Origin of the sequence: Gemmata sp., assembly GCF_051859125.1 — a bacterium.
Taxonomy (GTDB): Bacteria; Planctomycetota; Planctomycetia; order Gemmatales; family Gemmataceae; genus Gemmata.
The window spans coordinates 40,127-56,211 of the sequence record NZ_JBHYGG010000157.1; the positions used below are offsets into that span (position 1 = coordinate 40,127).

The following is a 16,085-nucleotide window of genomic DNA, read 5'->3' on the forward strand; positions in this document are numbered from 1 at the left end:
CTACGGACTGCCGCCCCCTTCGGGGGCTGAATGCCTTCAGTCCCGGAGGGACGACAGTGCGTAGCCCAGGGTGCCAACCCCAGGTCTTCTGCAACCCCCGCGCCCGCACCCGGAACCCGACGCCATGACCTACGCCGATTACCTGCACGTCGATCAGCTCCTCGGGCTCCAGCACCCGCGGTCCGAGCCCGAGGAGCACGACGAGATGCTGTTCATCGTCGTCCACCAGGCCTACGAGCTGTGGTTCAAGCTGCTGCTCCACGAACTCGACAAGGTGAAGGCCGACTTCGCCGCGAACCGGCTGTACCCGGCGATCAGCACGTTCAAGCGGCTGCGGACCATCATGAAGGTCGCCGTCGAGCAGGTGGACATCGTCGAGACGCTCACGCCGATGTCGTTCAACAGCTTCCGGGCGCGGCTCGAATCGTCGTCCGGGTTCCAGTCGGCGCAGTTCCGCGAGATGGAGTTCGCGCTCGGGTTCAAGCGGGCCGACATGATGAAGTACCACCCGCCCGGCGCGCCGGCGACCGAGCGGCTCAACCAGCGGCTTGCCGAGCCGTCGGTGATGGACGCTTTCTACCTGTTCCTGCAACAGAACGGCGCGGCGATCCCCGAGGCGATCCTGGCCCGCGACCGCACACTGCCGACCGCACCCGACGACACGGTGCAGGAGGGCATCCTCAAGCTCTACAAGACCGAGCCGAACTTCGAGATCCTGTTCGAGCTGATGACCGACTTCGACGAGGGGTTCCAGGAGTGGCGGTACCGGCACATCAAGCTGGTGGAGCGGACCATCGGCAACAAGCAGGGCACCGGCGGCTCGCTCGGCGTGGAGTTCCTGAAGCGCTCGCTGTTCGCCCCGGTGTTCCCCGACCTGTGGGGCATCCGGCACCGTCTGTGACCGCTTAGAGGGAAGAGGACAGAGGGCAGAGGGCAGAAGTCGGGCACGGGCACGGGCTGGGGCAGGGGCACGGAGAAGAGCGGGAAGACGCGGGACCGTCGGCGCGCCATGCGTTTCGTCCGTGCCCGCGTGCGTGCCCGTGCCCGTGCCCGACTGTCTTCCCCGCCCTCCGTCGCCGAAGACGTCCAGCGCCCCGTCTTCCAATCTCCCGCCGTCTGCGTAATCTGCGGGTAACTCCTCTTGGCTTTGCACCGCACGCGAGGGACCGGGAATGCGGAAGGTCGTGTTCGTTCAGGGCGGCGGCATCGGGCTGGACCAGGAGGCGTGCGTCCGGCGGCTGTTCGAGGTCGCCCAGGCGAAGGTCGAGTTCGAGACGCGCCCGGCCGGGCGGGCGGCGCTCGAGTTGGCCCGCGACGCGCTCCCCCGGGAGACGTTCGAAGCGGTCCGGTCGTGCGGGGTCGCGCTCAAGACGAAGCTGCTCCAGCCCAAGGGGGCCGGCACCCCGACCGCCCACGGGCCGTCGGTGCCGACCAACTACAACGTCGCGTTCCGCCGCGGGCTCGGGCTGTTCGCGTCGATCCGCCCGGTCCACAACATGCCCGGGATCGCGAGCCGGTTCACCGGGGTGAACTTCCTGCTCGCCCGCGAGATCACCGAGGACATTTACACCGCCAGCGAGCACGAGATCGTGCCGGGGGTGGTGCAGAGCTTCAAGATCGTGACCGAGCCGGCGTGCCTGCGGTTCTTCCGGGTCGCGTTCGAGCTGGCCCGCAAGTACGGACGCAAGTCGGTCCACTGCATCCACAAGGCGAACATCCTGAAGATGGCCGACGGCCTGTTCCTCGACTGCTTCCGCCGCGTCGCCGCCGACTTCCCGGACATCGCCCCAAAAGAGATGATCGTCGACAACACCTGCATGCAGCTCGTCAGCCGCCCGCAGCAGTTCGAGGTGCTCGCGGCCGGGAACCTGTACGGCGACCTGCTCTCGGACCTCGGGGCCGGGCTGGTCGGCGGGGTGAGCTGCACGGCGGCGATCAACCGCGGCGACGGGGTGACGGTGTACGAGGCGGTGTACGGCGCGGCGCACGAGGTGGTGCCGCGGGACACGGCCAACCCGCTCCCGCTGATCCTCCCGGCGATCGAACTCCTGAAGGACATCGGCGACACGCCCGCGGCCGAGCGCATCCAGAAGGCGGTCGAGGGGGTGCTGACCGAGGGGAAGGTCCGCACCCGCGACATCGGCGGCACCGCGACCACGACCCAGTTCACCGAGGCCATCGCCGCCCGGCTGTGACCCGCGCCCGTGGGAGCCGCATGGACCTGATCGAATTCGCCGGAAACGTCGCGCTGGCGCTGGTGCTCGGCACGCTCATCGGCATCGAGCGGCAGTGGCGGCAGCACCCGGCCGGGCTGCGGACCAACGCGCTCGTCGCCGTCGGGGCGGCGCTGTTCGTGTCGCTGTCGCGGCTCATGGCCGACACCAACAGCCCGACCCGGATCGCGTCGTACATCGTCAGCGGGGTCGGGTTCCTGGGCGGCGGCGTCATCCTGAAGGAGGGCGCGAGCGTCCGCGGGATCACGACGGCCGCGGCGCTGTGGTGCTCGGCGGCCGTGGGCACCCTGGCCGGGGCCGGGTTCGGCGGGCACGCGGCGGTCGGCGTGGTCGCGGTGCTCACCGGGGTGGTCGGCCTGCGCCCGCTCGCCCGCGCCATCGATCGCCGGCAGAAGCGGTACGGCGGGCAGCCGGCCCGGTACCGGGTGCGGGTGTCGTGCGAGTCCCGGGACAGCGCCGTCGTGAGGACCGCCCTGGCCCGGCACACCAACGGCACCCCGGGAATGGCGCTCACCGGGATCACCGCCCGGAAGAAGAAGGGCCGCAAGCGGGCCTCACTGGTCGCCGAGGTGTCCGCCGACCCGGGCGACGACAAGGGGGTGCAGGACGTGGTGAACCGCGTGATGATCGAACCCGGGGTGACGGCCGCGAGCTGGGAGAAGCTCCCGCCCGCGGAATGACTTGCGGACGCAGGGCGACCGATTCCGTTGTCGCGGCAAACGAATTTCGGTTTGAATCGTCTGGATGGAAGGTCTACCCTGTCTCTGGCTGCTCCACTCCCCGGCGGCCTTCACCACCCCGGAGCGATTCCGATGCGAGCGACCGTCCGCTGGATGATGATCGCCGTGCTGTTCGCCGCGACGGCCGCGGCCCAGGCCGCCCCGGTCCCGGCCGCACCGGCCAAGGCCGCCGACCCGATGGCCGCCGTCCGCAAGGCGCTCGACGAGGTCGGGGACATGAACTACGAGGGCCGCACCCTCCTCGACGTGGTCACCGACCTGAAGGAGAAGTCGAAGCTCAACATCGTCCTCGACAGCACGCTCGCCAACTTCGGCCTCGACGTGAACCAGCCGGTCGTCACCGTGAACCTGAAGCAGGTCAAGCTCAAGGACGGGCTCAAGAAGGTCCTGGAGCCGTACAACCTGAAGTTCGGCACCACCCGCGACGGCGTGTTCATCTCGACCGAGGACGGCGTCACCGCCCGGCAGCTCCGGCAGCGGGTGAGCGTCGACTGCGACGGCACCGACTTCGGCACCGCGATCAAGCAACTCGCCGCCGACAGCGGCGCGAACGTCGTCGTGGACCCGCGGCTCGGCGAGAAGGCGAAGAAGGCCGTGACCCTGAAGCTCGAAGACGTGCCGCTCGAGACGGCCGTGCGGCTCCTGTCCGAGGTCGCCGACCTGCGGGCCGTCCGCATGGCGAACGTGCTGTTCGTGACCACCCACGACAAGGCCAAGGTGCTCCGCGAGGACGGCGACGGCCCGACCGGCTCGACCCCGGTGAACCCGGTGTTCCCGATCGGCCCGGGCGGCGGCGTCATCGGCGGGTTCGGCGGAGTGCAGGTCTTCCCCGCAGTCCCGGCCGTCGAAGCCCCCGCGGTCCCGCCGCAACCAGCCCCGGCACCCGACAAGCCGGTCGAGAAGTGACCCCGGCCCGGTCCGGTTGACCGCACGCGAGCCCACTCACTAACAATGAGTGGGCTCCTGTCGTGTAGGGCCGGCTGTGCCGGCCGGGGACGCCCGCCACGCACCAACGGACGGCCGGCACAGCCGGCCCGACCAGGAGCACCCGATGCAGAAGAAGATCGACTGGCTGTACCACCGGAAGTCGTGCGTCACCTGTCAGCGGGCCGAGGCGCACCGCGACGGGGCCGGGGTGGCGGTGACCGAAACCGTGGACGCCCGCAAGGTCCGGTTCACCGAGGCCGAGGCGCTGAAGTTGCTCGACGGCGTCGAGACGCTCGTCGCGATGAAGGGGCCGAAGGTGGTGCGGTTCGACCTGAAGAAGGACCGCCCGGCCGACGAGGAACTGCTGAAGCACCTGATGGGGCCGACCGGCAACCTCCGCGCGCCGGCCGCCCGCGTCGGCAGGACGCTGCTGATCGGCTTCAACGACGAGGCGTACACGGCGGCGCTGGGGTGACACACGCCCACCCGTCGCGACGGGTGGGCGTGTGTGCTGTGTGCTACCCGATCCGCGGGAACAGCGGCTTCACCTTGCCCTCGACCAACTCGGCGGTCACCCGCAGGTCGTCGGGTTGGGCGAGGAGTTCGGCGGCGTCGGCGTACGTCACCTCGGCCCACGGCTTCGGGAAGTTGAAGCTCGTGTAGATCGCCTCGGCCGACTTCGGGATGAACGGCTTGAGCAGGATGCTCGCGACGCGGAGCGACTGCACCGCGTTGAACAGCACCCGCTTGGCCGCGTCCTTGTCGGTCTTCACGAGCTTCCACGGCGCGTTCGCTTCGAGGTACTGGTTCGTCGGCGTGAGGAACTCTTGCACGATCGCCTGGAGCGCCTGGTTGTACCGGCACCCCTCGACGTGCCCGCGAACCGTGGCGACGAACTCCGCGAGGTTCAGCCCCGGCACCACCGTCTCGGGCACCTTCCCGGCCGTGCCGGCGAACACGCCCTCGAAGTTCTTCCACGTAATCGTCATCTCGCGCGAGAACAGGTTCCCGAGGTTGTTCGCCAGCTCCGAGTTGTAGACCTCAACGAACCGCTCGGGGCTGAACTCGCCGTCCGACGGGAACGGGCACTCGCGAAGGAAGTAGTACCGGAACGACTCCGAGCTAAACTTCTTGATGATCTCCATCGGCTCGGCGAGGTACTCCAGCCCCAGTTCCTTGAGCGTAGACTTTCCGATCTTCACCAGCCCGGTGGCTTCTCCCTTCTCCTCGAGTTTGCCCTCGGGAAGTTTCAAGTACACAAAGCCGTGGCTGAACACCCGTTTCGGCGCTTCCTCGCCCGCCGCCCACAGCATTGCCGGCCAGATGTGCGTGTGGAACCGGGTAATGTCCTTGCCGATGAAGTGGACGTCTGCCGGCCAGTACTTGCGGAACGTCGCCTCGTCGTCGCCGTACCCGATGCCGGTGACGTAGGTCAGCAGGGCGTCGAACCACACGTAGACCGTGAAGTCGAGATCGAACGGAAGCCGGATGCCCCACTCCTCGCCGGTCCGCGAGATGTTCAGGTCTTGCAGCCCCTCGGCCTCGATGAACCCGATCATCTCGTTCCGGCGGCTCTCCGGCTGGACGAACTCGGGGTTCTCCTTGAGGTGCTTCAGCAAACGCTCCTGGAACGCAGACAGCTTGAAGAACCAGCACGGCTCCGAGCGGCGAATGAGCGGGCGCTTGTGAACCGGGCAGTTCCCGGCGTGCTCCGTGTGGACCTTCTCGCTCTTGAACTCCTCGCACCCGTCGCAGTACCAGCCGCCGTACTCGCCCTTGTAGATGTACCCGTTGTCGTACACCTTCTGGATGAACTTGCGGCAGCACTGCTTGTGCCGCTCGGAGCTGGTCTGCACGAAGGTGTCGTAGCTGATGTCCAGCGCCTTCCAGACCTCCTGGAACTGGCGGGCCATGTCGTCGCAGTACGCCTGGGTGTCGAGGCCGAGTTCGGCGGCGCGTTTGCTCACCTTCACCGTGTTCTCGTCGTTCCCCATGAGGAAGAAGACGTCGCACCCCTCCATGCGGCGGTACCGGGCCTGGACGTCGGCCCCGAGCTTCTCGAACGCCGTGCCGATGTGCGGGCGGCTGTTCGGGTAGTCGATCGCGGTGGTCTGGAACCAGGTGGTCGTTGCGGCCATTACCCTCATCCTTCCGAGTGCGATCGGCCGGGAAATGCCCGCGCCGTCCCGCCACGGTCTTTCTACCAGACAGCGCCGCCCCGGAGGAGGTTCAGCGAATGCCCCAGTCGCCGAACCGCCCGCGGATCCGCTGCATGGTTTCGTCCGACAGGGAAGTCGCAAGCCCCGCAACGCTCATCCGGATGTCGATAATCCGCGCCATGTACGGGGATTCAAGGAAAGCAACCGCTGCGGCGTCGGAGAGAGTGACCCATTGCATCCGCAGTCGCTCCAAGTTCGACAGGTACTCGCAGCCGGCCATCGCGAAGATGCTCCGTTGTGTGACGGCTCCATAGTCGGCCCACGCCCCGAGCTTGTAAACGAGGGTCAGTTCGGGCCACCGCGTGAATTCAACCACGTCGGCGTCGGACGTGTCTCTGAGGTTGAACTCGCGGATCGGGATCCGGTTCGCGAAGTTGCGGCGGGCGGCAACGATCGCCCCACCGGGACCGGCGAGCGTGATCGGAAAGCCGCGAATCCAATTCTCCCACGACAGCCCGTCCTCGAATCCCATTCGATCCGACCAACCCGGCTTCAACTCGGCAGTCAGCTCGCGGTCTCGCTCGGCAAGCGCCGTGCGGTCCGCACCGCCCCCCCGAGCGAGCACGATCTCCGCCCGAATGAGTTCCGCCCACCCGGAGTTGACTCGGCCACCTTGTTCGTCCAACCAATCGGCGAACGCGAGCCGGGGCATGTCGTCGTCCGGGTTCGCGCAAATCGTTGCCAGGAGAGCGTCCTCGTCAGTCATTGCTCGAACTCCGCGGTGATGGGGTTGGTTCGTTTATCTTCCGCGCCGCACGACGAGCACCTCGCCCGTTCGGAACGCTTCGGCGATCACGCCCGTGGAGTGGCACCGCACGGTCACCGCGCCGGCGGTCGGCGTGTCCCACACGGTCGCGCCGGCGTAGGCCCGGGTCAGGTGGTCGGTCGGCCCCGGGCGCTGGCTGGAGATCACCAGCTTCGGCTTCGCCCACGCCGCCATCAGCGACGGCAGCGGGAGGTGCGCCGACTTCGCGCCGTGGTGCGGGGCGAGCATCACGTCCACGGGCGGAACCGGGCGATCGACGGCGCGTGCCTGCCCGGCCCCTTCGAGGTCGCCGGTGAGCAGCACCGCGTGCGGACCGGAGCGAACGAGCAGTACGAGGCTCCGCGTGTTCTCGTTACCCTCCAGCCGCTCGGCCGGCGGGTGCAGCACGTCGAACGTCACGCCGCTGGCCTCGAAGCGGTCCCCGGCGACGGCGATGCGCGTCGCGACCCTGTGCCGCTCGAACGCCGCGAGCGCCGCTTCTACGCCGGGCGAGGACTTGTCCGAGAACGTCGGCGTCAGCGTCACGCGGCCGACCGGGAAGCGCCCGAGCAGTTCGGGAATCCCGTTGAAGTGATCGAGGTCGGCGTGCGAGACGAACAGCTCGTCGATCCGCGACACTCCGCGAGCCCACAGGAACGGCGCGACCGTGCGGCGCACGGCGTCCGGGCCGGCGGTGGTGCCGGCGTCGTAGAGCAGCACGCGGCCGTCGGGGGTCTCGATCACCACGCAGCACCCGTGGCCGATGGCGAGGAACGTGAACCGGCACTCGTCGCCCGTTCGCGGCTGGCCGGTGAGGGCGAGCCCCGCGAACACCCACACGGCGACCCCGAGCAGGCACCGCCGCGACCACGGGACCGCACACAGCACGGCCAGCGCGACGCCGGCGTAGAAGGCGACGAGCCACCACACCGGCGGGGCCGGCGCGTACACCCACCCGCCGGGGATGCGCTCCGCCGCGTGAACGAGCACCTCGCATAACGCGAGGCTCAGTTCGGTGACCTTCGCGAACGGCCACGCGGCCCACGCGCCGAAGGGCGCGACGAGCAAGAGCAAGAACCCCGCGACCAGCGCCACCGACGTGAGCAGCACGAGCGGCGGGCCGAGCAGAAGGCCGATCGGGGCGGCGAGGTTCTGCCACGCGAGGACGAGCGGCGCGTTCACGACACCCAGAATGAAGCTGATCGCGAACGCGACCCACACGACCCGCAGCACCGCCCGCACCAGTTTCTCGGCCGGCCCGCGGCTCTCGTCGAGGAGCTGTTCGACCGGCGTGAGCGGCCGCGGAGCCAGCCAAACCCCCGCACCCCAGACCAGCACGAACACCGACAGGAACGAGAGCTGGCACCCCTGCGAGAACGGGTCGGTCGGGTTGATCGCGATCACGACGAGCCACGACAGTGCGAAGATGTTCGCGGCGATCACCGGCCGCCGCAGCACGATCGCGAGGCACACGGCGCACACCATCACCGCGGCCCGCACCGCCGACGGCCGCGCGCCGGTGAGCAGCGTGTACCCAATCATGACCACGATGAGCACCCACGCGCCGTGCCGCCGCCGCACCGCGAACACCTTCAGCACCAGCCACACGAACCCGGCGAGCACGACGAGGTGCTGCCCCGAGATCGCCAGGACGTGAACCACGCCGGTGCGCACGTAGGCGTCCCACCCGTCGCGGTCGAGCGCCGCCGTGTCGCCCAGGAGCAGCGCCGCGGCCAGCCCGGACTCGTCGGGCGGCAGCGCCTCCTGCAACCACCGCGTCCCGGCCCCGCGGGCCACGCCGACCCAGCCGAACAGGGACGCGCGCCAGCCCTCGCCGAGCCGCGCCACGCCGGCCGCCGACTTCTCGACCCGGAGCGTCGCGGTGATGCGCTGGTCGAGCAGGTACTCGCGAAAATCGCGCTCGCCGGGGTTCGCTGCTCCTTGCGGCTTCGCGAGGCGGCCGGTGACTTCGAGCGCGTCGCCCGCGTGGAGGCCGCTCAGTTCCCCTTCCACGGTGAGCCGCACGCGGCCCGACGCCGGCACCCAGCCGCTTTGCGACTCGACGGCCGTCACCGACAGCACCGTCGAAGTCGTCTCGCCCTTCGGCTCGGTCACGAGCGGGTCGGGCTTCGCGGCCCGGTACCGCACCGGCTCCTCGGCGAGCGCCCCGCGGACCCGTGCGGGCGTCGGCACGTCGGGCGCGACGAGCCCGATGTCGTTCGGCTCGAAGCGGTGGCGGTGGTCGTGGTGGTGCGCCGCCGCGAGGCCGCCGGCCGCCACTGCGAGCCACAGAGCCGCCGACGGGCGGTCGCGGCCCACGAGCCACGCGGCCAGCGCCCCGACCCCGACCGCCAGCGAAGCGAACGACGACACGCCGACGTAGCGATCGACGATCAGCCCGAGCGTCGCCGCCAGCGCGACCGGCGCGAGCGGCGCGCGTGCGAACTCGCGCCACGCCGGTTCTTGCGGCCTGGGTGCGTCGTGGTCCGGCGGCGGAACGTGGGGCGACATCGCAGGGTGATATTGGTGGGGCGGGGCTTCTTTGCCGCCCACGCGTCGGGTGGCAGGCCAGAAAGCCCCCCCCCCCCCGAACACCGCCAGGATAGACCCAAGCCGCGCGCCGTGCCACCGGATAGATTGCCCTGATGAACACCGTCCGCGTCAACCTCGGCCCGCGGTCCTACGACATCGCCCTGACGAGCGGCAACGCCGCCGGGCTCGGCCCGTTCGCCCGCGCCGCGCTCCCGAAGGCGAAGCTCGCGCTCGTGGTGTCCGACGCGAACACGCACCAACACGCGGTCGCCGTCGAGCATGCGCTCCAAGCCGCCGGGTTCGGCACCGCACTTGCAAAGGTGCCGGCCGGTGAGGAATCGAAATCGCAGGCCGAGTTGTCCCGCCTGTACGACGGGCTCTACGACCTCGCGGCCGACCGCAACACGGCCGTTGTCGCGGTCGGCGGCGGCGTGGTCGGCGACCTCGCGGGGTTCGCCGCCGCGAGCTACAACCGCGGCCTGCCGCTGTTCATGGTGCCCACGACACTGCTGTCGATGGTCGATTCGTCGGTCGGCGGGAAGACCGGCATCAACCACCCGAAGGGGAAGAACCTCATCGGCGCGTTCCACCAGCCGGCCGGCGTGTGGATCGACGCGGCGTACCTCGACACGCTCCCCGAGCGCGAGTTCCGCAGCGGGCTGGCCGAAGTGGTGAAATACGGCGTCATCCTGGATGTACAGTTCTTCAGGTGGCTCGAAGACAACGCGGCCGCCGTTCGCGCCCGCGACCCCAAGGCGGTCCTCCCGGTCGTCGCCCGGTCGTGCCAGTTGAAGGCCGACGTAGTGGAGAAGGACGAGCGCGAGGAGACCGGCCTGCGGGCGGTCCTGAACTACGGGCACACGTTCGCCCACGCCTTCGAGACGGTCGGCGGGTACGGCGCGTGGCTCCACGGCGAGGCGGTCGCCGCCGGGATGATGTGTGCGAGTCGGCTCGCCGAAAAGCTCGGCATGATCGACGGCGACCTCACCCGCCGGCAGGGGAAGCTGCTCGACGCATTCGAGCTGCCGACGGCCCCGAAGCCCGGGTGGGACACCGACGCTCTGGTCGCGGTGATGCGGCGCGACAAGAAGGCCGCCGCCGGGAAGCTGCGGTTCATCCTGCCCACGCGGATCGGCGAGGTGAAACTCGTCGGCGACATCGACGAGCGGTTGGTGCGGGGGGTCCTTGAGGGGCAGTGAGTGGTCCGCTCGCTCCACGAGCGGCTGGTTGTGACCGCTCGCGGACCACTCTTGGTCACCCCGGGCGCACCGCTGGCCAAACATTGCCCGGTCGGTTTGTCCGGCCGGCACCGGGCGTCGTTCCGGTGAACCGGCGGTTGCGGAACTTGACCCCCGGCGCGGACGTCGGACAATTCGTGTAGAATTGGTGTATCCCGCCTCGGCCCTCCCCCTTGCGGACGTTCTCAGTCATGGCCAAGCGCCGCGTCGGATTGTGGTTCATCGGTGCGTGCGGCGGCGTCGCCAGCACGGCGGCCCTCGGCCTGTCGGCGCTCGCCCGCGGCCTGACCCCGACGACCGGCCTCGTCACTGCGCTGCCGGCGTTCGCGCACCTCGATCTCGACGAGCCGGCCAGCTTCGTCCTCGGCGGGCACGACATCCGCCAGGCCACGCTCCTCTCCGCGGTGTGCGAGATGAAGGCGCGGGCCAACGTGTTCGACGAGCGCACCATCTCGATGTGCGCCGCCGACCTGGAGGCGTGGTCGAACAACCTGCGCCCCGGCGTCGTGTTCAAGCCGAACGCGGCGATCACCGCCCTCGCCGACCGGGCCGACGTCCGGCAGGCCCGCACCCCCCGCGAAGCGGTCGGCATGATCCAGGCCGACCTCAAGGCGTTCAAGGCAGCCGAGAAGCTCGACCAGTTGATCGTCGTGAACGCCGCGTCCACCGAGCCGGTGTTCACCGCGGGCGACGAGCACCAGTCGCTGGAGAAGCTCCTCCCGGCCCTGGAGCGCCCGACCTCGGCCGCGCTGCCGACCAGCAGCCTCTACGCCTTCGCGGCGCTCGACGCCGGGTTCCCGTACGTCAACCTGACCCCGAGCCGCGGCGCGACCCTCCCCGCACTCGACGAACTGGCCCGCAAGCGCGGCCTCCCGCACGCCGGGCAGGACCTGAAGACCGGCGAGACGCTCGTGAAGTCGGTGCTGGCCCCGCTGTTCGCCCGCCGCAACCTGCGGGTCCTCAGTTGGGTCGGGCACAACATCCTCGGCAACCGCGACGGGCAGGTGCTCAACGACCCGGAGAACAAGGCGTCAAAGCTGAAGAGCAAGGACGCGCTGCTGGCCGAGATGCTCGGGTACAAGCCGCAGTCGATCGTGAGCATCGAGTACGTCGAGTCGCTGGACGACTGGAAGACGGCGTGGGACCACATCCACTACGAGGGGTTCCTGGGCACGAAGATGACGATGCAGTTCACCTGGCAGGGGTGCGACTCGCTGCTCGCGGCCCCACTGGTGCTCGACATCGTCCGCCTGACGGCCCTGGCCCAGCGCCGCGGCGAGGCCGGCCCGATGCCGCACCTGGCGAGCTTCTTCAAGAGCCCGATCGGCGTCCCCGAGCACGACTTCGGCAAGCAGTTCGCTATGCTGGAGGAGTACGCCGCGAGAACGGAACGGACGAATTAACCACAAAGGACACAGAGGGCACAGAGAAAGGCAAGGAACAGAGTGTTTGAAGAACTGTCCTTTCTCGGCTGTTGTTCTTCCTTTGTGCGCTTTGCTATCTTTGTGGTGAACCCTCTTCGCGAATCATGCACCTGGCCTTCTCCACCAACGCCTACCTGAACCACTCGTTCGCCGACACCACGGCCCGGCTCGCCGGGCTCGGGTACCGCGGGGTCGAGGTCATGGCCGACGTGCCCCACGCCTGGCCCGCGTACCTGCTCCCCGAGCACAAGCAGGCGCTCCGCGACGCGCTGGCGCGGAACAACCTCCGCATCTCGAACGTCAACGCGTTCATGATGCACGCGGTCAACGACCACCGGCAGAAGTACTGGCACCCGTCGTGGATCGAGCCCGACGCGAACTACCGCCGCGTCCGCATCGACCACACCAAGCGCGCCCTCACGCTCGCGAAGGAGATCGGCGCGACGTGCATCACCACCGAGCCGGGCGGCCCGCTCGAGGGCCGGCCGTGGGCCGAGTGCCTCGCGCTGTTCGTCGAGATGCTCAAGCCGGTCGTCGAGCACGCCGAGAAGGAGCAGGTGATGCTCCTCGTCGAGCCCGAGCCCGACCTGCTCATCGAGACCGCCGACCAGTACCTCGAGTTCGCGTCGAAGATCTCGTCGCCGTACCTCGGGCTGAACTTCGACATCGGCCACTCGTACTGCGTGAGCGACGACCCGGCCGCGACCGTGAAGCGGCTCGGCAAGCTGATCCGCCACGTCCACCTCGAGGACATCGCGCCGACACGGGTCCACCACCACCTGATCCCCGGCGAGGGGGCCATCGACTTCGGCGCGACGCTCAAGGCGCTCAAGGAGATCGGTTACCAGGACTGGGTGACGATCGAGCTGTACACCTGCCACGAGAACCCGGACCACGCGGCGAAGGTGGCCCGCGAGCGGGTGCTGAAGATCGCGGCGGACGCGGGCGTCGAGTTGAGTTGATTTGAGATGTCTGTCCGAGCCCGAGCGCCGAGCGAGGGATGACGCTAACCCTCGCTCGGCGCTCGGGCTCGGACGGACACAATTCCGCTCGTCCGGCTCACTCCTTCGTGACGAACTCGTCGAAGTTCAGGACCGCGCGTGCGGTCGCGGTCCAGGCGGCGCGCTCGGCCGCGGGGCCGGTCCCGCCGCCCGCGACGGCGTCGGCGCGGTCCGGGTCGGTGGCGAACCGTTCGCGCTGCGCCGCGTAGAACTTCGCGAGCCTCGCCACCTCGTCGGCCGTCGGCGCCCGCACCAGGCACAGCCGGAACAGGAGCGCAGCGCGGTCCTCGGGCGTCCCCTTCTGTTCCGCCGCACGCCGCCCGAGCGCACGGGCCACGTCGAGCAGCACCGTGTCGTTGAGCATCGTGAGCGCCTGGAGTGCGGAGTTCGTGACCTCGCGGCGGGCCACGCACGCCTCGCCGCTCGGCGCGTCGAACGTGCCGGCCATCGCGTAGGGGGCGGTCCGCTTCGCGAACGTGTACAGCCCGCGGCGGTACCGGTCCTCGCCGTCACTCGCCTTCCACTGGAAGCTCCCGTACGAGGTGTCGGTCGTGCCGGCCGGTTGCGGCGGGAACACGCTCGGCCCGTACATCTTCGCCGACAGCAGCCCGGCCGCCCTCAGCGCCGAGTCGCGGATCTGCTCTGCTTCGAGCCGCACCCGCGGCCCGCGTGCGAGCCACTTGTTCTCCCCGTCCTTCGCGAGCAACTCGGGCGTCATGCGCGACGCCTGCCGGTACGTCGCGCTCGTCACGATGAGCTTGTGGAGCGCCTTGACCGACCAGCCGCGGGCGACGAACTCGCTCGCCAGCCAGTCGAGCAGTTCGGGGTGCGTCGGGGCGTCGCCCTGGTAGCCGAAGTCGTCGAGCGTCCGCACGAGCCCGCGGCCGAAGAAGGCGTGCCAGTGACGGTTCACTGTCACGCGCGCCGTCAGCGGGTTCTCGGGGCTCACGAGCCACCTCGCGAACGCGAGGCGGTCCGCGGTCGCGCGGTTGGGGAGCGGCGGCAACCACGCCGGCACCCCGGCCGCGACCGGTTCCTTCGGCTGGAGGAACTCGCCGCGGTGGTGGCGGAACGTGGGCCGCGGGTTGTCGGCCGGGCGCTCGCGCATCACGAGCGTGGTCGCCGGCGCCGGGAGTTGCTTGCGGAGCGCGTCGATCTCGGCGCGGGCGGCCTTCAGTTCCGGGGCGACGCTCAGCCAGTGCCTGAGCAGCGCGGCGCGCTGGTCGGGCGCCGGCTCGCCGGCGGCGAGAGCGGCTTCGACCTCGGCCGGAATCTCGCGGGCCTTCGGTGCGGGGGCGGTGGTCGCCGATACGCGGAACCGACCCAGGCTCGCCGCGTAGTGCCGCTCGAAGACGAGTTCGAGGGTCGCCGACTTTGCGGTGAGCGGCTTTTCCAGCACGAACACCGCGGCGCTCGGCTTGCCCTCGTTCCCCTGGCACGCCCAGCCCGTCTGCGTGTTGCCGTCGAGCGCCTTCGCCGCGGGGGTGTTCGGTCGCGCCGGGGCCTCGGTCGCGGTGGCGAACTTCGCTTGCGTGCCGTCGGCCGTGAGGCTGACCTCGCCAAGCAGGAAGTCGCCCTTCGGCCCCTCGTAGTACGCGCGGCCCGGCCCGCCGGCCGGGAGCGAGTCGTCGGGCAGTGCCTCGATGCGAACGGCCGTGGTGCCCGCTGGCAGGTCGGTGAGCGTGAGCGCGTACCGGTCCTGCTTCATCGGGTCGCCGGTCGCGAGAACGGACCCGTCGGCCCGGAGTTCGAGCCGCGTGTTCGGGCCGCCGTCGAGCTTCGCGGGCCGCAGCACCTTCCACGGAACGGCGCTCTTCTTCTCGGCCGCCACCCACTGACCGAACAGCTTGTCGCGCTGCTCGGCCGGGATGCGCTCCGCGAGGCCGGCTTCGAGCGTGCGGATGCGGCCCTCCAGGTCGGCCCGCGCCTTCGCCTGCTCCTCGGTCGGGACCAGCGCCTCGGGCTCGTCCGCGTTGTTGAGGAACGCGAACAGGCGGAAGTACTCGGTGTGCGTGATCGGGTCGAACTTGTGCGTGTGGCACTGGGCGCACCCGACGGTGAGGCCGAGCCACGCGGTGCCGGTCGTGGCGACGCGGTCCACCACGGCGTGGTACCGGAACTCGAGCGGGTCGATGCCGCCCTCCTCGTTGAGCATCGTGTTCCGGTGGAACCCGGTCGCGACCTTCTGGGCCTGCGTCGCGTTCGGGAGCAGGTCGCCGGCCAGTTGCTCGACGGTGAACTGATCGAAGGGCATGTCGGCGTTGAGAGCCTTGATGACCCAGTCACGGTACGGCCAGACGGACCGGCGGCGGTCCTTCTCGTACCCGTTCGTGTCGGCGTACCGGGCCAGGTCGAGCCACTTCCGTGCCCACCGCTCGCCGTACAGCGGCGACGCGAGCAACTTGTCGACGAGCTTCTCGTAGGCGTCGGGGGCGTCGTCGCTCGCGAACGCATCGGCCTCGTCGGGCGTCGGCGGTACGCCGATCATGTCGAGGTACACGCGGCGGACGAGAGTGAGCTTGTCGGCAGCGGGCGACGGTGACAGCCCGTTGTCACGCAACTTCGCCAGCACGAACGCATCGATCGGGTTGCGGGCGGCCTCCTTCGCGCCAACGGCGGGAACCGCCGGACGCTTCACGGGCGCGAACGCCCAGTGCGACTCGTACTTCGCGCCGGCGGCGACCCACGCCTTCAGCGTCGCCTTCTCCTTATCGGTGAGGGGCCGCTTGGCGGCCGGCGGCGGCATCACCTCGCTCTCGTCGTCGGTGAACAGCCGGCGAACGAACTCGCTGTCCTCGACCTTCCCGAGCGTGTGCTCGGCCCCCTCACGGGTGTCGAGCCGGAGCTTCGCCTTGCGCGCGGCGTCGTCCGGCCCGTGGCACTTGAGGCACCGGGCCGACAGGATCGGCCGCACGTCGCGGTTGAAGTCGGGCGGCTCCGCGGCCCGTGCGGCGGCCCCGGCAGCGACAGCGGCGATCACGACAACCCAGCGCATCAGCGGTCCCTTCGCTCGGTGGTGGTTCAG

12 protein-coding genes are annotated in these 16,085 nt (G+C 69.8%); 8 read left to right on the top strand and 4 right to left on the bottom strand.

Going from position 1 to position 16,085, the window contains the following annotated elements; genetic code table 11:
* Positions 1-124 precede the first annotated feature (124 nt).
* From ACTIGN_RS15065 to ACTIGN_RS15085, 5 genes are all read left to right on the top strand, one after another.
* Positions 125-901: a tryptophan 2,3-dioxygenase gene (locus ACTIGN_RS15065; RefSeq protein ID WP_439625214.1), complete on the top strand. Its 777-nt coding sequence runs from the start codon at positions 125-127 to the stop codon at positions 899-901.
* A 271-nt stretch (positions 902-1,172) separates the two neighbouring features.
* Entirely contained in the window at positions 1,173-2,195 is a 1,023-nt protein-coding gene (locus ACTIGN_RS15070; protein ID WP_439625216.1) for an isocitrate/isopropylmalate family dehydrogenase, read from the top strand.
* A gap of 20 nt (positions 2,196-2,215) precedes the next feature.
* The gene (locus ACTIGN_RS15075) at positions 2,216-2,914 is read left to right on the top strand and encodes an MgtC/SapB family protein (RefSeq protein ID WP_439625218.1); all 699 of its coding nucleotides are present in this window, start codon (positions 2,216-2,218) and stop codon (positions 2,912-2,914) included.
* Between the two features lie 132 nt (positions 2,915-3,046).
* Positions 3,047-3,880 (top strand): hypothetical protein, encoded by an 834-nt coding sequence (locus tag ACTIGN_RS15080; protein ID WP_439625220.1) that lies wholly within the window; start codon positions 3,047-3,049, stop codon positions 3,878-3,880.
* A 145-nt stretch (positions 3,881-4,025) separates the two neighbouring features.
* A complete protein-coding gene (locus ACTIGN_RS15085; RefSeq protein WP_439625222.1) occupies positions 4,026-4,376 on the top strand; it encodes an ArsC family (seleno)protein in 351 nt (116 codons plus the stop codon).
* Between the two features lie 43 nt (positions 4,377-4,419).
* Here the strand turns inward: ACTIGN_RS15085 and metG are convergent, their stop codons facing one another.
* The 3 genes from metG to ACTIGN_RS15100 form a co-directional block, all read right to left on the bottom strand.
* Positions 4,420-6,039, bottom strand: a complete 1,620-nt coding sequence (gene metG, locus ACTIGN_RS15090; RefSeq protein ID WP_439625224.1) for a methionine--tRNA ligase — start codon at positions 6,037-6,039, stop codon at positions 4,420-4,422.
* A 91-nt stretch (positions 6,040-6,130) separates the two neighbouring features.
* Entirely contained in the window at positions 6,131-6,826 is a 696-nt protein-coding gene (locus ACTIGN_RS15095) for a TIGR02996 domain-containing protein (RefSeq protein ID WP_439625226.1), read from the bottom strand.
* Positions 6,827-6,859: 33 nt separating this feature from the next.
* Positions 6,860-9,376: a DNA internalization-related competence protein ComEC/Rec2 gene (locus ACTIGN_RS15100; RefSeq protein WP_439625228.1), complete on the bottom strand. Its 2,517-nt coding sequence runs from the start codon at positions 9,374-9,376 to the stop codon at positions 6,860-6,862.
* 134 nt (positions 9,377-9,510) lie between these two features.
* Here ACTIGN_RS15100 and aroB point away from each other — a divergent pair, with 134 nt between their 5' ends.
* The 3 genes from aroB to ACTIGN_RS15115 all read left to right on the top strand — a co-directional run bounded on the left by aroB (position 9,511) and on the right by ACTIGN_RS15115 (position 13,021).
* On the top strand, positions 9,511-10,596 hold the full coding sequence (aroB, locus tag ACTIGN_RS15105) for a 3-dehydroquinate synthase (RefSeq protein ID WP_439625230.1): 1,086 nt from the start codon (positions 9,511-9,513) through the stop codon (positions 10,594-10,596).
* 230 nt (positions 10,597-10,826) lie between these two features.
* Positions 10,827-12,038 carry an inositol-3-phosphate synthase gene (locus ACTIGN_RS15110; RefSeq protein ID WP_439625232.1) on the top strand — a complete coding sequence of 404 codons (1,212 nt, stop codon included), beginning with the start codon at positions 10,827-10,829 and terminating at the stop codon, positions 12,036-12,038.
* Between the two features lie 125 nt (positions 12,039-12,163).
* Entirely contained in the window at positions 12,164-13,021 is an 858-nt protein-coding gene (locus tag ACTIGN_RS15115) for a sugar phosphate isomerase/epimerase family protein (protein WP_439625234.1), read from the top strand.
* Positions 13,022-13,118: 97 nt separating this feature from the next.
* Here the strand turns inward: ACTIGN_RS15115 and ACTIGN_RS15120 are convergent, their stop codons facing one another.
* Complete coding sequence (locus ACTIGN_RS15120) at positions 13,119-16,055, bottom strand: DUF1553 domain-containing protein (RefSeq protein WP_439625236.1); 2,937 nt, start codon at positions 16,053-16,055, stop codon at positions 13,119-13,121.
* Positions 16,056-16,085: the final 30 nt, after the last annotated feature.